The 18,770-nt window shown below is 69.8% G+C and carries 18 protein-coding genes and 1 pseudogene; 11 read left to right on the top strand and 8 right to left on the bottom strand.

Translation table 11 applies throughout. The features are described from left to right. Position 1 precedes the first annotated feature (1 nt). Both AB0B96_RS15475 and AB0B96_RS15480 read left to right on the top strand, forming a co-directional pair. Complete coding sequence (locus AB0B96_RS15475) at positions 2-724, top strand: MBL fold metallo-hydrolase (protein WP_350947883.1); 723 nt, start codon at positions 2-4, stop codon at positions 722-724. After that, complete coding sequence (locus AB0B96_RS15480) at positions 725-1,630, top strand: PD-(D/E)XK nuclease family protein (RefSeq protein WP_362899088.1); 906 nt, start codon at positions 725-727, stop codon at positions 1,628-1,630. It abuts the gene before it with no gap. A gap of 205 nt (positions 1,631-1,835) precedes the next feature. Here the strand turns inward: AB0B96_RS15480 and AB0B96_RS15485 are convergent, their stop codons facing one another. Further along, complete coding sequence (locus tag AB0B96_RS15485) at positions 1,836-2,708, bottom strand: alpha/beta hydrolase (RefSeq protein ID WP_350947881.1); 873 nt, start codon at positions 2,706-2,708, stop codon at positions 1,836-1,838. Positions 2,709-3,399: 691 nt separating this feature from the next. Next, a pseudogene (locus tag AB0B96_RS15490) lies at positions 3,400-4,698 on the bottom strand (DEAD/DEAH box helicase); the annotation flags it as partial. A gap of 344 nt (positions 4,699-5,042) precedes the next feature. On the opposite strand from AB0B96_RS15490, the gene AB0B96_RS15495 reads away from it, so the two are divergent. After that, positions 5,043-5,693 (top strand): ferritin-like fold-containing protein, encoded by a 651-nt coding sequence (locus tag AB0B96_RS15495; protein ID WP_350947879.1) that lies wholly within the window; start codon positions 5,043-5,045, stop codon positions 5,691-5,693. Between the two features lie 506 nt (positions 5,694-6,199). Here the strand turns inward: AB0B96_RS15495 and AB0B96_RS15500 are convergent. From AB0B96_RS15500 to AB0B96_RS15525, 6 genes are all read right to left on the bottom strand, one after another. Then, positions 6,200-6,430, bottom strand: a complete 231-nt coding sequence (locus AB0B96_RS15500; protein WP_362899091.1) for a DUF3107 domain-containing protein — start codon at positions 6,428-6,430, stop codon at positions 6,200-6,202. 144 nt (positions 6,431-6,574) lie between these two features. Continuing rightward, positions 6,575-7,204, bottom strand: coding sequence for a TetR/AcrR family transcriptional regulator (locus AB0B96_RS15505; RefSeq protein ID WP_350947877.1), 630 nt, complete (start codon positions 7,202-7,204; stop codon positions 6,575-6,577). A 60-nt stretch (positions 7,205-7,264) separates the two neighbouring features. Continuing rightward, the gene (locus AB0B96_RS15510) at positions 7,265-7,561 is read right to left on the bottom strand and encodes a hypothetical protein (protein ID WP_362899093.1); all 297 of its coding nucleotides are present in this window, start codon (positions 7,559-7,561) and stop codon (positions 7,265-7,267) included. A gap of 643 nt (positions 7,562-8,204) precedes the next feature. Then, a complete protein-coding gene (locus AB0B96_RS15515; RefSeq protein WP_362899095.1) occupies positions 8,205-8,549 on the bottom strand; it encodes a hypothetical protein in 345 nt (114 codons plus the stop codon). Positions 8,550-9,295: 746 nt separating this feature from the next. Then, the gene (locus AB0B96_RS15520) at positions 9,296-9,613 is read right to left on the bottom strand and encodes a hypothetical protein (RefSeq protein WP_350947874.1); all 318 of its coding nucleotides are present in this window, start codon (positions 9,611-9,613) and stop codon (positions 9,296-9,298) included. 666 nt (positions 9,614-10,279) lie between these two features. After that, positions 10,280-10,621 (bottom strand): hypothetical protein, encoded by a 342-nt coding sequence (locus AB0B96_RS15525; RefSeq protein WP_362899097.1) that lies wholly within the window; start codon positions 10,619-10,621, stop codon positions 10,280-10,282. Positions 10,622-11,070: 449 nt separating this feature from the next. On the opposite strand from AB0B96_RS15525, the gene AB0B96_RS15530 reads away from it, so the two are divergent. From AB0B96_RS15530 to AB0B96_RS15565, 8 genes are all read left to right on the top strand, one after another. Further along, on the top strand, positions 11,071-11,979 hold the full coding sequence (locus tag AB0B96_RS15530) for an alpha/beta hydrolase (RefSeq protein ID WP_362899099.1): 909 nt from the start codon (positions 11,071-11,073) through the stop codon (positions 11,977-11,979). Positions 11,980-12,056: 77 nt separating this feature from the next. Next, positions 12,057-13,238 (top strand): adenylyltransferase/sulfurtransferase MoeZ, encoded by a 1,182-nt coding sequence (gene moeZ / locus AB0B96_RS15535; RefSeq protein WP_350947871.1) that lies wholly within the window; start codon positions 12,057-12,059, stop codon positions 13,236-13,238. A 176-nt stretch (positions 13,239-13,414) separates the two neighbouring features. Continuing rightward, complete coding sequence (locus AB0B96_RS15540; protein WP_362899101.1) at positions 13,415-14,149, top strand: hypothetical protein; 735 nt, start codon at positions 13,415-13,417, stop codon at positions 14,147-14,149. Continuing rightward, a complete protein-coding gene (locus AB0B96_RS15545; protein ID WP_362899103.1) occupies positions 14,143-15,534 on the top strand; it encodes a S8 family serine peptidase in 1,392 nt (463 codons plus the stop codon). Before AB0B96_RS15540 ends, AB0B96_RS15545 begins: the two co-directional genes overlap by 7 nt. A gap of 96 nt (positions 15,535-15,630) precedes the next feature. Continuing rightward, complete coding sequence (locus tag AB0B96_RS15550) at positions 15,631-16,599, top strand: hypothetical protein (protein WP_362899105.1); 969 nt, start codon at positions 15,631-15,633, stop codon at positions 16,597-16,599. Then, complete coding sequence (locus AB0B96_RS15555; RefSeq protein ID WP_362899107.1) at positions 16,593-17,888, top strand: S8 family serine peptidase; 1,296 nt, start codon at positions 16,593-16,595, stop codon at positions 17,886-17,888. The genes AB0B96_RS15550 and AB0B96_RS15555 overlap by 7 nt, the downstream gene beginning before the upstream one ends. 138 nt (positions 17,889-18,026) lie before the next feature. Beyond that, positions 18,027-18,377, top strand: a complete 351-nt coding sequence (locus AB0B96_RS15560) for a hypothetical protein (RefSeq protein ID WP_350947866.1) — start codon at positions 18,027-18,029, stop codon at positions 18,375-18,377. Next, a complete protein-coding gene (locus AB0B96_RS15565; protein WP_350947865.1) occupies positions 18,365-18,673 on the top strand; it encodes an MGMT family protein in 309 nt (102 codons plus the stop codon). Before AB0B96_RS15560 ends, AB0B96_RS15565 begins: the two co-directional genes overlap by 13 nt. Positions 18,674-18,770: the final 97 nt, after the last annotated feature.

Consider the following 18,770-nt stretch of genomic DNA (forward strand, 5'->3'; position numbering starts at 1 on the left):
CGTGACAGCGCGTATCGAGCGAGTGGTGACCGAGGGCGTCGTCGATGTCGACGGCGTCGAGCACAAGGTCGAGAACAACACGTGGATCCTGGGTGACGACGAGGATGTCATCGTCATCGACGCCGCGCGCGACGCGGAGAAGATCCTGGAGAAGGTCGGCGAGCGGGAGGTGCTGGCGATCATCTGCACCCACGGCCTGCCCGACCACGTGGGCGCGGCCATCGAGGTCGCGGCCAGGGACGAGGCGGTGGTCGCCCTTCACCCGAAGGACCGGCCGCTGTGGCGGCTGACCTGGCCCGACACCTGGCCCGACATCGACATGGAGGACGAGGGCCTGTTCGAGGTCGGCGGCGTCCAGTTGGAGGTCATGTCCACCCCCGGCATCTCCCAGGGCGGTGTCTCGCTGTACTGCGAGGCCCTGGACGCGGTCTTCACCGGCAAGACCCTCCAGGCCGACGGCCCCGGCAGGATCGGCGGTGAGTATCCCGCCCTGGCCGACCAGCTGACGGCGATCGGCGGGCGGCTGTTCACCCTGCCGCACAGCACCCGGGTGCTGCCCGCGCACGGGGAGGAGACGACCATCGGCGACCTGGAGCCCCAGTTCGACGCCTGGCTCTCCGGATCGCTGACCCGCGGCCCCGAGGCGCCGGAAGAGGAGGGTCCGCTCACCGACGGCACGCGCGCGGCGGGAATCCGGCTGAACCTCCGGGACGAACAGCTCTAAATGGATCAGCTTCCCCTGGAGGGCATGCCGCGGCGGCTCTACGCCTGTACGCCGTCGCGGCTGAACAACTGGCTCGACTGCCCCCGCCGCTACCGGTTCACCTACCTGGACCGGCCCGCGCCGCGGAAGGGCCCGGCGTGGGCGCACAACAGCGTGGGCGCCAGCGTCCACAACGCCCTCGCCGCCTGGTGGCGTGAGCCGCCCGAGCGGCGTACGCCCGAGGTCGCGGGAAGCCTGCTCACCAGGGGATGGATCAACGAGGGGTTCCGCGACGCGGAGCAGTCGCGGACCTGGCGGGATCGGGCCAGGGAGATGGTCAGCGGATACGTGGCGAGCCTCGACCCCTCCGCCGAGCCGGTCGGCGTCGAACGTACGGTCGCCACACGCACCTCCGTCGTCGCGCTCTCCGGCCGGGTGGACCGGCTCGACCGGCGCGGCGAGGAGCTGGTCGTGGTCGACTACAAGACCGGCAGACGCCCGCTCACCGCCGACGACGCCCGCTCCTCGCTCGCGCTGGCGGTCTACGCCATCGCCTCATCCCGGATGATGCGCCGCCCCTGCCACCGGGTCGAGCTCCACCACCTGCCGACCGCCTCGATCGTGGAGTGGGAGCACACCGACGAGTCGCTCGCCCGCCACCTGGGCCACGCCGAGGAGATCGCCGTCGAGGCGTCCGGCGCCGACGAGCGCTACAAGGAGTGGTCGGCCACGGCCCGGCCCAAGGGAGCCGCCCCGGCGAAGGCGCGCGGCGGCGACCAGGCCCCGCCCGTCGTGCCCCCCGAGATCGACGCGGCCTTCCCACCCCGTACGGGACCCCTGTGCTCCTGGTGCGACTTCCGCCGCCACTGTCCCGAGGGGCAGGCCGCGGGCACCGAGCGCGAGCCCTGGGCGGCCCTCTCCGACTGATGGCGAGGACTTGGCGACGGCATCCCCCCGCTCTGAAGCCGAGGGATCCCCCGCGCTGAAGGCGAGGGCCGTCTCACCGGCCCCGCGCCCGAACAACAGGGCTCGACGTCGCGCGCCTTCGCCGGGGCGGCACCCGCTCACCCGGGACGCCGTTCGAAGGCGGTCACGCGACGACCCGACGCCACCCGCCGGGCACCTGGCGGGGTCAGCTCCTGAGACGGCTCTCGGCGGCGTTCCAGAAGCGGATGAGGGCGGCGGCCGTGGTCTCCGGTGCCTCCACCGCGGGAGAGTGGGCCGCGCCGGGGACGACCACGCACTCGGCGTCCAGGCGGCGGGCCATCTCCGCCTGCATGCGCGGCGGCCAGCCGTCGTCGTGCTCGCCGTACAGGACCAGGGTGTCGACCTCGACCTGGGTGAGCTCGTCGCACCGGTCGGGCGCGGTGAGCACCTCGTTGGTCATCGTGAGCATGCCGACGGTCGAGTTGGCGAACAGCCGCTTGCGCAGGAAGGCGATGATCTCGTCGGACACCCCGGAGGCGAGGGCGTCGGGCTCCAGCCGGGTGTGCCACAGGTGTTCGAGACCGACTTCGGGCAGCTCCGAGATCATGAAGCGGCCCGCGCGCTCGCGGGGCCCGACGATCGCGGCCGGCCCGGAGCTCATGAGCGTGTAGGACACGAACCGGGTGCGGCCGTCGATGACCGCCTCCCGGGTGACCAGGCCGCCGAACGAGTGGCCCACCAGGTGGATCGGACCCCCGTGGCCGATCACCTGGGCCAGGACGTCGACGTCGTTGCCGAGCGCGGCGCGGGTGTAGGCGCTCCTGTCGTCAGGGCCGTTCGTCTCGAACTGGCCGCGCATGTCGATCGCGACGACCTGGCGACCCGACTGCGCGAGAGTCTGCAGGACCGCGATGAAGTCTTCCTTGCTGCCGGTCAGGCCGGGCACCAGCAGGGCGGGCCATCGCTCCGGGATGCCGCTGACGGGCAGGGCCTCCAGTACGGCGAAGGAGCCCACCGCCGTCTCGATCTGGCGAGAGCGGACGCCAGGAGGCAGGGTCAGAAAACGCGGCGTACTCACGTGGCCCCACGATACCTCTCTTGGTGACTGCGCTCCGTGCGTCCGCGAGGGGCCGGGAGCGTGAAAAGGGGCGCTACCGATATGGTCGCGCCCCTTTTCATGGTGGTACTTGCTAGTTGGGGCGACGCGATCCTCGCTGCTGACCGTTGCGTACCGGCGGCCGGCGGCGGCTCTGCACGCGTTCCGAGGCCGCCGAGGGGGCGATCTCGTCATCGTCCGACGCCAGGTCCGGGGACTTGAAGATCACCGAGAACGGGCTCGGAGGAATGATCTTCTCGGGCTGAGGCCGGGGCGCGGGAGCCTCGGCCACGGGCTCGTCGTCCCAGCGCTCCGCCACGATGTCGTCCTCTCTGGGCTCCGCGAACGCCGCGACCCGCTCGTCGGCCCGAGGCGGGGCCGAAGGGGTCTGCGGAGCCGCGGGGACGTCCGCCACCTGCTCGCGGCGGGCGCGGCGCTGCCGGCGAACCGGCTCCTCCGCGACGGGCTCGGGGTGAACCGGAGCCTCGGACGTGCCGGTGAGGCTCACCTCGGGGTTCAGCCCCGCCTTGCGGGCCCTGCCCCTGCGGGGCGCGGCCTCGGGCTGCTCGTCACGGATGTCCCTGCGGGCTGCCACATCCGCCTCCACCTCGGCGATCTCGACGACAGGGGACTGGAGTCCTTCGTCCGCGACCGGCGCGGAAACCTCCCCGCCGCTACGGCCGCCACGGGTGCGACGGCGTTCGCGGGACGTGCGCGCGGGACGCTCGCGACGCTCCTCGCGATCGTCCTCGCGTCCCTTGCGGGATGGACGGGAGCGGATGCGCCCCGTCTCGCCGAGGTCCTCGACCTCCTCGGCGGCCAGACCCGCCCGGGAGCGGTTGGCGCGCGGCAGCACGCCCTTGGTGCCCTCGGGGATGCCCAGGTCGCTGAAGACGTGCGGGGAGGTCGAGTAGGTCTCGACCGGCTCGGGGAAGGGGAGCGAGAGCGCGTTGTTGATGACCTTCCAGCGAGTGAGGTCCTCCCACTCGACGAAGGTCACCGCGACGCCCGTCTTGCCGGCCCGGCCGGTGCGGCCGATCCGGTGGACGTACGCCTTCTCGTCCTGCGGGCAGTCGTAGTTGACGACGTGGGTGACGTCGTCGACGTCGATGCCGCGCGCCGCGACGTCGGTCGCGACCAGCACGTCGATCTTGCCGTTGCGGAAGGCCCGCAGGGCCTGCTCACGCTGGCCCTGGCCGAGGTCGCCGTGGACGGCCGCGGCGGCGAAGCCACGCTCCTTGAGCTGCTCGACGACCATGTCGCAGGCGCGCTTGGTCTCGCAGAAGATCATGGTGAGACCGCGGCCCTCGCACTGCAGCAGGCGGCCGACGATCTCGATCTTGTCCATCCGGTGCGTCCGCCAGACGAACTGGGTCGTCTGCGGGGTCGCCTCGGCCTCGGCGTCGTTGTTCTCCGCCCGCACGTGGGTGGGGCGGGTGAGGTAACGCCTGGACAGGGCGACGATCTCGCCCGGCAGGGTCGCGGAGAACAGCATCGTCTGCCGCTCCGCCGGGATGAGCTTGATGATGCGCTCGATGTCGGGCAGGAAGCCCAGGTCGAGCATCCGGTCGGCCTCGTCCAGGACGAGGGTCCCGATCTGGCTGAGGTCGAGGTGCTTCTGCTTGACCAGGTCGAGCAGGCGGCCCGGGGTGCCGACGATGACGTCGACGCCCTGCTTGAGCGCCTCGATCTGGGGTTCGTAGGCGCGCCCGCCGTACACGGTGAGGATCCGCGAGCCGAGCTTGCCGGCCGCCGTCACGAGGTCCTCGGTGACCTGGACGGCGAGCTCGCGGGTCGGTACGACGACCAGCCCGCGGGGCTTCTTGCGGTTCTTCCTCGGCTTGCCGACCCGCTGCAGCATCGCCACGCCGAAGGCGTAGGTCTTGCCGGTGCCGGTGCGCGCCTGGCCGATGATGTCCTGGCCGTTGAGGGCCAGGGGGAGTGCCATTTCCTGGATCGGGAACGGCGCGATGATGCCCTCGGTCTCAAGGGCATCGGCGATCTCTGGGGTGACTCCGAGGTCTCGGAACGTCGTCAGCTTGGCCTGCCTAAATCTCCGTTGAAGGCAGGCCTGCCGGGACCACGGGCAGAAAACGTGTCCCCGTGCCGGGTCCTCGCGGAAGGTCCAGCCCTCTCATGTCATCAGCGACCGCTGCGGCGTCACGCCGACTTTTGGGGGCGTCCGGGCGTGGATATCCCGGATTAACACGGTGCGGTCGCACTTTCACAGAGCAGTGTACTCGATACCACAACGGAGAACCGATTTCTTCGTATTCCCGGTGAATCGTGAGGCCGCCGAACTCGTAGGCTGCCTCCATGAGCGATTCCCCTCCCGGCGTCTCCGACCTGCTCGGCGTCCTCGCCTACGCCGAGCTGACCGCGTTCCTCAGGCTCGCCGAGGACGCCACCAGGTACGCCCCCTCGCTGACCGATCAGGCCGCCCTCGGCGGCCTCGCGGCGGCGGAATACGCGCACTTCGAGTTGCTCCGCGACCGGCTCACCTCCCTGGGCGTGGACCCCGAGGAGGCGATGGCGCCGTTCACTGGGCCGCTGGACGACTGGCACGCCCAGACCTTCCCGGGAGACTGGCTGGAGGCCCTGGTCAAGGCGTACGTCGGCACCGGGATCGCGCTCGACTTCTACCGCGAGGCGGCCGTCGGTGTGGACGACGAGACGCGGGAGCTCGTCGACGAGGTCCTCACGGACGAGGGACGGTCGCAGTTCGCCGTCGAGCGGGTCCGCGCGGCGCTCTCCGAGGATCCCAAGCAGGCGGGACGGCTCGCGCTGTGGGCGAGGCGGATGGTGGGAGAGGCACTGAGCCAGGGGCAGCACGTGGCCGCGGCCAGACCGGAGCTCGCGGCCCTGCTGGTGGAGGCGGTGGGAGAGGACATCAGCCGGATGTTCTCCCGGCTGAGCGAGAAGCACGGCCGGCGGATGGCCGCCCTGGGGCTCACCCCGGGTCCCTGACGGGCTTCCCGCACGTGCCGGGCCCGGGGCCTTCGATCGCCTCCGAGCCTGTTCGCCGGTGGCGGAGAGGGGAAGCCGGTCGGCGGATCACGACACGTGAGGCGGCGAACAGCTGTAGCGTGCGAGACATGAGGGCCTCGCGCCGCTATGGCAGTTCCTTGACGAGATGTGGGCCGAACCGCTGGACTTCGCGTCCCGTGCTGCGCAGGGGAGGTGCGGGCTGCCCGGCGGTGAGCCGGGGGCGGGAGCATCTGCGCCGCGTCAGACGCCCGCGCTGCTGCGGGTTCGGCGAGCGGGACGAGTGCTCGGGCACCTGAGGCTTCGGCACCTGTGGTCACGGCAGCCGGGAGCAGCCGGGAGCGGGGTGCTCTCCGGGCAACCGCCCTGCCAACGGGTGTGCCCGAGCGGGGCGCCCCTCCCGCCGGCTCCGGCGGCGCGCTCGCACCGGATCCGCGGACCGCGCCATGCCGGCGAGGGACGACGACCCGGCGCGAGCCCGGAATCCGTCAGAGCGTGCCGCCGAAGCCGACGGGACGCGCCTGCTCCTCGCCGATCTCGATGAAGCCGAGTGAGGCGACCGGGACGATGATCTTTCGGCCGTTGACGTCGGTGATGGTGAGGACACCGCTGCTGGACGACAGGGCGGCGCTGACCTCGCCCTCAAGCTGCTCGGCCGTGAGGTCGGTTTCCACTACGAGTTCACGGTGCACGGAACGTACGCCGATCTTGATTTCCATCGTGCTCCCTTTTCGATGAGGGTTGCTCGCCCCATGGTGTCCCCAACGAAGGCACGACGCGCCGGTTGATCGCGCGAAGCGAACAGCTGATCGCGGCGAGCGAACAACCGGGCCGCGGCCCGGAGCGCCGTCGGCACCGGGATCTCAGTGGTCGGCGACGGTGCGCGGGAAGCCGGAGATGCCGCGCCACGACAGGCGGGCGATGAGCTGGGTGGCCGCGTCCTTGGGAATGGAGCCGTTGCTGCTGATCCAGTAACGGGCGCTGACCTCGGCCATGCCGACGAGCCCGACGCCCAGCAGGCGCGCCTCGTCGCTGGAGCAGCCGGTGTCCTCCTGGATGACCTGACTGATCATCTCGGCGCTCTCCCGGAGGTTGCGCTCCATGCGCTGGCGGACCGGGGCGACGTTGCGCAGGTCCGACTCGAAGACCAGCCGGAACGCCTCCCCCTGGGTGGAGACGAAGTCGAAGAAGGCGCCGATCGCGGCCTGGACGCGCTGCTTGTTGTCCGTGGTGGAGGCGAGGGCGTCGCGACAACGGGCGATCATGTCGTCCACGTGCAGGTCGAGCAGGGCCAGATAGAGCTCCTGCTTGCCGGGGAAGTGCTGGTAGAGAACCGGCTTGCTCACCCCCGCCCGCTCGGCGATCTCGTCCATCGCGGCCGCGTGGTAGCCGTTCTCCACGAACACCTCCTGTGCCGCGCTGAGCAGCTGGCGGCGGCGAGCTGTTCGGGGCAGCCGGGTGCCCCGGGGCTTGGCGTCCGGGGTAGCGGTCACGTGGTCTCCTCGTGTCAAGCTCCTGGCGTCTGGGGCCATCCTACGCGTGGGTAACCCGGGTCAGCGATAGTCGTCCTCGTCGAGCTCGACGGTGCGTCGCTGCTCGTAGGCGTCCGCCGGATCGGCCTCCAGGGGGACGGAGTCGGGCCACCGCGGCTCTTCCTCGCGCGTCGCGCGGCTCTGCTCGGCGGCGTCGGCGGGATCCACCTCCAGCGGGAGGTCGGTGGGCGTCTCCGAGCCGTTCTCCCGGACCGGCCTGTGCTGCTCGGCGGCGTCGGCCGCGGGCGTCTCGACGGAGAGCTCCTCGGGAAGGTCGTCGGCCGTTTCCCCGTGTGATCTGTCGTCCCACGCGTTCATTTCAGACATCCCCTGTCGTCATCCGGGCTTCGGCAAGCTCCCTCTCCTCGCCCGGTTCCGGTAAACGTCGGACATCGCCCAGCGTACGACCTCGGGTGCCGAGTGCCGAGAAGGACGCGGCCTCGGGCCGCCCATGGCGTCGTCCATGGCATCGGCGGGGTTCGGCGGAACGTGTGCGCGGCATCCGGGCCGAGGTGAGGTGTCGGAGGGGAGGGCCGCGCTCGGCCGTCCAAGGGAGTGCCGTGCCGTCTGAGACGCGAGGGAGGGCCGTGGCCTTCAGGGAAACAGGGGAGCGGGGGGATGCAGAGGGACGGGAGAGGGGGGCGGAGGTGGTGCGGAGGGTCGTGCGGCGGGCTTCGGACAATCCGCCGGACAACACAGGACGAGGGCTCCGCGGCTGGAAAACCGCAGAGCCCTCGCCGGTGATTCGTGAGAAATGAGAATTCGCACTGTGTTGAGAGTCGAAATCCCGAGGAGGTCATCCCCGGCTTTCCATGCTCACCGTCCGGGCCGATGTCCCCGAGTGGGCGAACGCGATCCTGGTGAACACGGGATTCCTACTTCTCGGTAACGGTTTCCGAGCCGCTGCGAAAAGCGGTTCCAGCCGTTGTGCCTCGTGTTCCGATCCCGTGTCAGGCGGGGATCAGGACGCGGCAACCGGGCCCTCCGGAGGGCCCGGAGGGCGAGGCGGGGTGTGGTCTTCCTCATGAAGAGGCACGAGGCGGTCGGAGCGGGTCTTGTTGTGCAGACGGTTCCGGTTGCAGCTGTCGTTGTTGAGCGTCAGACGGAAGCGGTGGTGGGTGCGACGGTAGTCCCGGTTGCGGCAGCAGCCGCCGCCGCCCCACCAGGTCGTGAAGGTGCCGGCGGTGACCGCGGTGGTCATCGCGTTGGCGCTGGTGACGGTGGTCGCCGCGCCCATGGCGACGACTCCGCCGGCCAGGGCCGTGCTGATCGCGAGCCCTGCGAGAACACTCTTGAACTCGGGCATTGCGTTTCCCCCTTGAAAGGATCGATTTACCAATTTTTGGCATTTACCGTGTGAGTCGGTAATTGCCAGAGATGGTTAGAGATAGCCGGTGATGGGCCATCCCTGCTTGTCATAGTTTCCTCGTATGTCTGCTGACAAACGAAGATCGAAGGCTTTTACCCTACTCTTAGCTATTTATCGTCGATGTTGGATGCTTATTGGTCGCTTTAAAGCGAAATGTATTTAATGTCGGATTTGTTCTTCGGGGAGGAAAGGAGATCCGGTGTCGCCGAGAATGGGACGGTGCGGTTCGCGTCCGTCGAGAGTGTCATCGCGCGGCCCTGGGGCCCGGCGTCTTGATCGAGCGTCCCCGGAGGGGTCGATCCGCCGATGGGCCGAACGGGCGTCGGTGCCGCGCTCCGGCGCCGGCAGCGGCGGAGGGGAGGGGAGGGGGTGGCGGTGTGCCGGGAACGGACATGAATGACGAAGGCCCCGCGGTGTGGAAACCGCGGGGCCTCGCTGTCACTTCGTGAGATGAGAATTCGCACTGTGGTGAGGATCAGGCACCCGCGGATCTCTCCTCGGGGTCCCACTGTCGTCGTTCGGCCGGTTCCCCTGGGTGAGGAGCACGGTCGCGGCGAGCGCGGGGTCCTGTCTCTCCGTTGTCACGGCCTGGAAACCACGGGAAATCGTGGATCCCGCCGTGAGCGATTTTGTTCTCCGAACGTGCCGCGCCCCGGTCGGGGGATGCGGCTTCGCTCCGAGGACTAACCGGCGGCGCCCGTGCCGATCAGCGGCACGATGCGGTCGTTGCGGTTGTCGTTGAACAGCTCGTTGTCGTTGTTGTTGTGGTTGTTGATGATCAGCCTGAAGCGCTTGCGGCTGTGGTGCCGGTGGCAGTGGCCACCACCGCAGCAGCAGCGACGCTCGCAGCCGCCGCCACAGGTCGGGAAGGCGGCGGCGGTGACCGTGGTGGTCATCGCGTTGGCGCTCATGACAGTGGTCGCCGCGCCCATGGTGACGATCCCGCCGGCCAGCGCGGTGCTGATCGCGAGCCCTGCCATGACACTCTTGAACTTGGGCATTGCGTTTCCCCCTTGTAAGGACTAAGTATCCCCGTTTTTGACTTTTCCCGTATAAGCCGGAAATTGTCAGGGATGGCCGGTGATGAGCCATCCCTGGTTGTCATAGTTTCCTCGCATGTCTGCTGACAAACGGAGATCGAAGGCTTTTGCGATCCTCTTAGCTATTTATCGTCGATGTTGGATGCTTATTGGTCGTTTTGAAATGAAATGCATTTAATGTCCGATTTGTTCTTTGGGGGGACGGAGTGAGGGGGTGGAATGTCTCCGAAGGGCGAGCCGGTGCCGTCCCTGAGCGCGGGTGCCGAGGTGGTGAGAGAGGTTCACGGTCCGGGGAAGATGCCGGGCGACGGCGGGAAAGGCGGGGCGCGGGAGGTCGTGAAGGACGCGAGAAGGCCCCGCGGTCCGGAAACCGCGGGGCCTCGCTGTCACTTCGTGAGATGAGAACTCGCACTGTGGTGAGAGTCAGGCGCCTGTAGACCTCTCCTCAGGTTTCCGCCGTCGTCGTTCGGCCCGTTCCCCTGGGTGAGAAGCACGGCCGCGACGAACGCGGGGTCCTGTCTCTCCGTCACGGTCTCGAAACCGCGGGAAATCGCGGATCGGGACGTGAGTGATCCTGTCCTCCGCCGGTGCCACGCCCCCTGTGGGTACGCGACCCCGGGCCGGTGACTACTCGTCGTCGTCGCCGAAGGTCAGGGGGCGAAGAAGACCGTTGCGGTTTTCATTGCGCAGGTAGTTCTCGTTGTTGTTGTGGTTGTTGATGATCACCTTGATCCGGCTGTGGCGACGGTGGTGGCGCCAACCGCCGCCACAGCAGCGGCGGCCGCAGCAGCGGCCGCAACCGCGACGCCAGCCGCAGCCGCCGCCGCAGGTCGGAAAGGCGGCGGCGGTGATCGTGGTGGTCATCGCGCCGGCGCTCGTGGCGGTGGTCGCCGCACCCAGGCCGACGACTCCGCCGGTCAGTGCCGTGCTGATCGCGAGTCCTGCGAGGACACTCTTGTACTTGGGCATGCGTTTCCCCCTTGAAAGGATCGATTACCCCGATTTCTGACATTTTCCGGATAAATCGGAATTGCCAAAGGTGGCTGACTGTGAGCCATCCCTGCTTGTCGTGATTTCCGCCCATGTCTGGCTAGAAACAGGAATCAAAGGGCTTTGCACTGCTCTTATCTATTTATGGCATGTGTTGGACTCTTATTAGTGATTTTGAAATGAAATGTCTCTAATGTCGCTTTTGTTCTTTGGTGGTGAGATGTGGAGAGGAGGTTCGTCCGCCGACATGCCCCTCGGGGGTCGCGGGCGCGGGTGAAACGCCAGCGAATTAATGATGATAAATCGTGTAATAAAAGACATTTAGCGAAAAATGCGTTATGCGTCTTTCGTGGTAACCGGAGGCTGTCTCCCGGCATCTCGGGGGCCGAACTATCGTGGAAGGGCAGTGGGACGACAGGAGGCGAGTGGTGAACAACCCGATCCCCATCTGGCCGGGTGAGATGATCGACCTCGGCGAACAGCGGGTCCACGTGCGGTCGACACCCCGTGGGCCCTCCGAGACCGCCGTCTACGTGCACGGTCTCGCAGGCTCGGCGACCAACTGGACCGATCTGATGGACGAGCTGTCCGAGACGGTGACAGGCCACGCCCTCGACCTGCCCGGCGCCGGATACTCGCCCGCGCCGCCGGGCGCCGACTACTCCGTCGACGCCCACGCCAGGACCGTCGCGGCCCTGATCGAGCGGCTCTCCAGCGCTCCCGTACACCTGTTCGGAAACTCCCTGGGCGGTGCCGTCTCGGTGCGGGTCGCGGCCACCCGCCCCGACCTGGTCCGATCGCTCACCCTGATCTCGCCGGCCCTGCCCGACCTCCTGCCCAGGTACGCTCCGGCTCGGGTCGCGCTGTCCACCGTGCCCCGCATCGGCGAGTGGGCCGCGAGCAGGCTCACCCTCTTACCCGCCGAGCGCAGGCTCGGCGCGACGCTCGCCCTGTGTTACGCCGACACCGGGCGGATCCACCCTGAGCGGCTCAGGGAGGCGGCCGAGGAGCTGCGCCGCAGGGACGGCCTCCCGTACGCGGTGGAGGCGATGATCAACTCGGCCCGGGGCATCGTCGCCGAGTACTTCAGGCGCGGGGAGACGAACCTGTGGCGGCAGGCGGCCCAGGTGAGCGCGCCCACGCTGGTCGTCCACGGCCGCCACGACCGCCTCGTCAACCCCCGGATGGCCGCTCGCGCGGTCCGGACGTTCCCGCGCGTGCGGCTGGTGCTGCTGCCCGACGCCGGGCACGTGGCCCAGATGGAGTTCCCCGAGCGGGTGGCCCGGGAGGCGAGGCTCCTCATCGCCGAGACGCGTCTCACACCGGTTGGGGAATGACGGGGGCACCGGGTTAGGTTGTGAGTGGAGCGTGCTGCGCCAGCCGCATCAAGGACCCCTGAAACGGGAGCAGAACTGTGTCGTTGCCACCGCTGGTAGAGCCGGCAGCCGAGCTGACCGTCGACGAGGTGCGCCGTTACTCGCGCCACCTGATCATCCCGGACGTGGGCATGGCCGGGCAGAAGCGTCTGAAGAACGCCAAGGTGCTCTGCGTGGGCGCCGGAGGCCTGGGTTCTCCGGCGCTGCTCTATCTCGCGGCGGCGGGAGTGGGCACGCTCGGCGTCATCGACTTCGACGTGGTCGATGAGTCCAACCTGCAGCGGCAGGTCATCCACGGCCAGTCCGACATCGGCCGCCCCAAGGCGGAGAGCGCCGCCGACAGCGTCAGGGAGATCAACCCGCTGGTCAACGTGGTCGTCCACAACGAGGTGCTCACCACGGACAACGTGATGGAGATCTTCGCCGCCTACGACCTCATCGTGGACGGCACCGACAACTTCGCCACCCGTTACATGGTCAACGACGCGGCCGTTCTCCTCGGCAAGCCGTACGTCTGGGGTTCGATCTACCGCTTCGACGGCCAGGCCAGCGTCTTCTGGGCCGAGCACGGCCCCTGCTACCGCTGCCTCTACCCCGAGCCCCCGCCGCCCGGCATGGTCCCCTCGTGCGCCGAGGGCGGCGTGCTCGGCGTGCTGTGCGCGTCGATCGGCTCCATCCAGGTCAACGAGGCGATCAAGCTCCTCGCGGGCATCGGGGAGCCGCTGGTCGGCCGTCTGATGATCTACGACGCCCTGGAGATGAACTACCGCTCGGTCAAGGTCCGCAAGGACCCCGAGTGCGTGCTCTGCGGCAAGAACCCGACGGTCACCCAGCTCCTCGACGACTACGAGGCGTTCTGCGGCGCGGTCTCCGAGGAGGCGCAGGAGGCCGCCTCCGGCTCCACGATCACCGCCGCCGAGCTCAAGTCCTGGCAGGACCAGGGCGAGAGCATCTACGTGATCGACGTCCGCGAGCCGAACGAGTACGAGATCGTGTCCATCCCCGGCGCCGTGCTCATCCCCAAGGGAGAGTTCCTCAACGGCTCCGCGCTGGAGCGGCTCCCGCAGGACAAGAAGATCGTCCTGCACTGCAAGTCGGGTGCCCGCTCCGCCGAGGTGCTCGCGGTCGTCAAGAGCGCCGGCTTCTCCGACGCCGTCCACGTGGGCGGCGGCGTGCTCAGCTGGATCAAGACGGTCGACCCGAGCCTGCCCACCTACTGAGGCTCGTGTCCGGTATGTCCGACGCCCCGTGGAGCACGCGCTCCGCGGGGCGCTCGCCGTTCAGGCGGTCCGCAGTGGTTCCAGGGGTTCCGTCGGGGTCACCAAGTGCTCTCCACACTGACGGATCTGGACGGAACGGCGGATGACACCCGCCTCGCCGCATTAAGGTCGAGGGCGTGCATGAAGTCCCACGTCAGCGGCGGCGTTCATGGCCGACGCTGGTCGTGGCCTCGGCCCTCACGATGTTCTGCGCGATCGTGGCCGGGGTGGCGAGCAGTGCCGCGGCGACGGAGCTCACCCGGGGGCCGACCCAGGCGGAGCTCGACCGGGCTGTCCTCGACGAGGTGGCCAGGCGCTGGCAGGCCTGGCCCGCCGGGCGTGTCTTCCCCGAGACCGTCACCTACGCCCCCGAGCAGGGCGGCGAGGAGAAGGCCCGCCGGGTGGGCATCTCGCCGGAGACCCGCTGTGACAGGGCGGTCGACGCCCCGCTGCGCAAGGTGCTGCGACGGGCCGGTTGCCTGGGCATCCTGCGGGCCACCTACATCGACGCGCTCCAGGGGATCGTCGTCACCGTCGGCGTCGCGGCCTTCGCGGACGAGATCGGCGCCACCACGGCGAGGGCGGCACTGCCCAGGAGTGGCAGGCCCTCGCCGGGGTTGAGGGCGCTCGCCTTCCCCGGCACCGTCACCGACAGGTTCGTCTCTGCGGGGCGCCAGGCGGGCCTCGCCCGGCAGGCGGGCCCGTACCTGGTGATGGCCACGGTCGGGCAGACCGACGGCCGGCCGGCGAGGGCGGTCGGTGAGCAGCGGCCGACCCTGTTCGCGTTCACCGGGGACATCGCCGACCGCATTCTCGCCAAGCTGTCCATGCCCGCCCACCCCGACTGCGCCTCCACGGAATGGCGATGCTGACCACGCCGAGGCGTCCGCCCGCCGCCGGGCCGTCCGTGGGGGTTCATCCGGTGCTCACCGTGCTGGTGGCGCTGAGACTTCTGGTGTCGCCGAGGGCACCGAGGACGCTGAGAGCGCTGAGAAGCGCGGTGACGCGGGCGACGCCGGTGGTGCTGGCGGCCCTGGCGGTGCCGGTGGTCCTGGTTCCGGCACCGGTCGCGCGGGCCGACGACGTCAGGGACAGCCAGCGGGAGGTGCTGCGAACCCTTGACCTGCCCGCGGCCTGGCAGATCTCCGAGGGCAGCGGGGTGATCGTGGCCGTCCTCGACTCGGGGGTGGACCGCGACCACCGGGATCTCGTCGGCTCGGTGATCGAGGGCAAGGACTTCACGACCGGGGCCAACCCTCCGGGGGTGGAACCCCTGAGGCTGCACGGCACGTACATGGCGTCGCTGATCGCCGGACACGGGCACGGTCCCGGTGGCGGCGACGGGGTGATCGGCGTCGCGCCCCGCGCGAAGGTGCTCTCCGTACGGGTCATCCTGGAGGACGAGGAGCCCGGTTTCCGGGAGTTCAACACCGCCGAGCGCTACGAGAACGTGGTGGCCAGAGGCATCAGGCACGCGGTGGACCGCGGCGCCGACGTGATCAACATGTCGATCTCCAAGGAGCTGGCGACCAGGGAGGAGCGGTCGGCGATCCGGTACGCGATCTCCAAGGGGGTCGTGCTCGTCGCGGCGGCGGGCAACGAGGGCGCGGAGAAGCCGGACGCGAGAGGTCACGCCCCCTACTCCTACCCGGCGGCCTTCCCCGGGGTGGTCTCGGTCGCCGCGACGGACCGCGGGCTGCGCCGGGCCTCGTTCTCCAACCGGAACCCCTCGGTCCTGGTGGCCGCGCCGGGGGTGGACATCCTCGGCGCCGGGCCGGGGGACGAGTACTGGGTCGGCCGGGGCACCTCGCAGGCGACCGCCCTGGTGTCGGGCGTCGCCGCCCTCATTAAGGCAAAATATCCAGATATGTCGCCCGTGCTGGTCGTGCAGGCGATCACCGCGGGAGCCACCCGGCGGCCCACCGGCGGCTACGACACCGATACGGGCTTCGGCGTCGTCAACGCCACCCGGGCACTCGCCGCCGCCGCCAGGATCTCCCGGCACACCCTCACCGCCGAGGGGGCCGGGGGCGCCGGTGGGCACGACCCCGCCCGCCCGCTGGGCAGGGCGGTCGAGCCCGTGCGGATCGTCCACCGCGACCGGGACCGGATCACCCTGTACGGCGGGGTGGCCGTGGCCGCCGGACTCGGCGCGGTCGTCTCCCTGATCGTGCTCGCCGTGTGCATCGGCCGTACGCGCTCGTCGGAGATCGTCGAGGAACCCGTGCGGGACCCGTTCACGGCCCCCTGGCCGTGAACCTCCGGCCTGACCGTGGACGTCCGGGCGGGAGAGCGCCGCGAAAATACACTCCACCGATAGGGCGGAGAGGTCCTTCGACGTAGCATCGGAAGTATGTCGCAGCAAGGGCGGTCCCGGGAGCCGGAGCGGCCCCTGGGGACTCCCGCCCCCCGCGCGCGCGGCGGCTGGCCGCCGTCCGGTTCACGGGTGGGCGGCACCGGCGGCGCCGGAGGCGGCCGGGGTCGGCGAGCGCCCGCGCCCGGTGCGTCCGCCCGGCGGGCCCGGGTGCGGTCCTGGCCCGCGGCGGGCCGCGACCGCGAGGCGGTCAGGCGGGCCGAGCTGGCGACCCTGGAGCAGGGCATCCACTTCCGTACGATCTTCCTGATCCTGGTGGGCATGATCCTCGCCATCGCCGCCACCAACGTGCTGACCGGCACGGTCGGGCTGGTGCGCGAGACGAGCTCACGCCCGCTGACCGCCGCCGAGCAGGCCCGCTACATCCAGGACGACATCGCCAGGCGCTGGTACACCTGGACCGCCGACCTGGTCTTCCCCGTCGAGTTGCAGTACATCGGCCTCGGCAGGGTCCAGCAGTACGCCCGCAGGGTCGGTCTCGCCCCCGAGGTGGCCTGCGCGGCGGGAACGGACGCGCCGGTGGGATCGGTGCTCTCCGAATACGGCTGCCGCACCCTGCTGCGGGCCACCTACGTCGACCAGACGTCCTCGTTCGTCTTCACCGTGGGCATCGCCGTGCTCGACAACGAGGAGCGGAGGCTCGCCGCGACCGCGCAGCTGGGCGTGGACGACCGGGTGGGGGTGCGTCCCGTGGCCTTCCCCGGCACGGCGACCGAGCTGTTCGGGGCCGCGCAACGCCAGCGCAACGCCTGGGTGGGCGTCGGTCCCTACATCGTCTTCTCCACCGCCGGTTACACCGACGGGCGCACCCGGGCTGCGGTCGCCCCCGAGGAGATCCTGCACAGCGAGCTGTGGCCCGCGGCCCAGGCGGTCGCCGGGCGCATCGCCCGTGCCCTCGGCGACGAGCCGAGCGCCGTGCCCCAGTGCACCCAGGGGAACGTGTGCTGAGGCGGCGCCGGTTCTGGGCGGCGGGAGTGCTGGCCACGTTCTGCGTGGCGGGTCCGGCGCTCGCCGGGCCGGTGTCGGCCGCCTCGCCGGTGTCGGCACCGTCTGTTTCCGTACAGCCCGGGGGGGCCGCGGACGTCCGAGAGGACCAGCGCTGGGTGCTGGAGATGCTCAACGCCGGGGAGGCGTGGAAGGTCACCAGGGGCGCGGGCGTCATCGTGGCCCTGGTCGACAGCGGGGTGGACGACCAGGTCGCCGAGCTGCGGGGGCGGGTGATCTCCGGGCCGGACATGGGGTCGGTCCAATTCGACAGGGACGCACCGGACGCCGGGCGGCACGGCACCGCGATGGCCTCGCTCATCGCCGGGGCCGGCAAGGGGGAGGAGGGCCTGCTCGGCGTCGCGCCCGAGGCGAGCATCCTCTCGTTGCCGCTGATCGTCGAGGAGCGGCCGGAGGACGGCTCCTCCGCGCCGCCCGAGGACCTGCGCTCGCGCGCGGACAGCCCTCTCGCCCGCGCGATCCGCTACGCCGCCGACCACGGGGCCAAGGTCGTGAGCATGTCGCTGGGCGCCTACGGGCCGCACAGGAGCGAGCGGGAGGCGGTCTCCTACGCGCTGTCCAGGGGCGTGGTGCTCGTCGCGGCCGTGGGCAACGACGGGGATTCCCAGTACGCCATGGACAAGGCCACCTCCTTCTGGAACTTCCCCGCCGGATACTCCGGGGTGATCGGGGTGGGCGCGGTGGACGATCTGGGCAGGCCGGCGACGTTCAGCAGTGACAACCTCTCGGTCCTGGTCTCGGCGCCGGGCGTCAATGTTCCGGTGGTCGTTCCCGGTGGGGAGTACGGGTCTTCTGAGGGGACCAGTTCGGCGACCGCGCTGGTGGCCGGCGTCGCCGCCCTAATAAAAGCAAAATATCCGGATATATCGCCGCAAATGGTGTCGCAGGCCCTCACCTCCACGGCCACGTCCCGACCCCGTAACGGCTACGACGACCACGTCGGGTTCGGCGTCGTCGACGCCGCGGCCGCCCTGGAGGCGGCGGGCCGCCTCGTGGCCGGCGCGAAGGAGGTTCCGGTTCCCGAGGGCAAGCACTTCGGTGACGGCACCCTGCCCACCGAGCCCAGCAGGCCGGGCCCGGAGCCCGTGCGCCTCTGGCTGTACGGCACGGGCCTCGTGGCCGGCCTGCTCGCGTTCGCGGGGGCCGTGGTGATGCTCAACCGGCACTCCGGCAGGGGAGGGCAGGTGATGGCGGCCCCCGAGCCGATCCGGCGCGGGAGATCGCGGAGGTAACCGTGTTCGACGGCGATTCGACTGCGATTCGAACGCGTTTTGGACACCGTTCGGATGCGGCAGCCCAGATGTCGGGATTCATACCCGGAATACCTGGAAGGTTCGATAGTCTCGCGCCTTATGGGGTACGAGTTGCGCGTGGAGCGCCCTGCGCCTCTCGCCTTCGCGGAACTCGCGACTGTGCTGGGGCAGGCGGGGTTCGAATTCAGAGGTTCACAGGAGTCGGGAGAGATCCTGGCCCGTCACAATGGTGCGGTCCATGCCATAGCGGTATGGGACGGTCGGCTTTCCGGCACGCCCGGATCCGACTGGCAGGTGGCCCAGCTGGCGCGGGTGTCCGCCCTCCTGGGGGCGCGGCTCGTCGGTGAGGACGGCGAGTCCTACGCGATCCGCGGTGGCCTGGTGGAGCAGCTGAACGGCTCCGCGGCCTACGAGTTCGGCAAGCTCGACGAGATCCTCTCCGCCGGACCGACCGTATGGAGCCAGTAGGCCACCCCACCCCGTACGCCGAGCGGGTGCTCGACCTGGTCGAGCGCATCCCGCCGGGGATGGTGATGTCCTACGGCGACATCGCCGAGTATCTCGGCGAGGGAGGTCCGCGCCAGGTCGGCAGGGTGATGTCCACATGGGGCGGGGGCGTGCCCTGGTGGCGCGTCGTGCACGCCGACGGCACCCCGCCGCCCGGTCACGAGCAGCGGTGCCTGGTGAGCTGGCGCGAGGAGCGGACCCCGCTGAGGGGTACGCGCGCCGACATGCGGGCGGCCAGATGGGACGGGAAACCGTAGACGGTACGAAGGGGCCGAGCGGGAAACCGGCTAGATTACAAATGCCTGTAAATCCTTCAAGCCCGTAAATTACCGCGTAACCGGCCCTGCTGTGGCG

This window comes from Streptosporangium sp. NPDC049046 (genome assembly GCF_040649155.1).
Taxonomy (GTDB): Bacteria; Actinomycetota; Actinomycetes; order Streptosporangiales; family Streptosporangiaceae; genus Streptosporangium.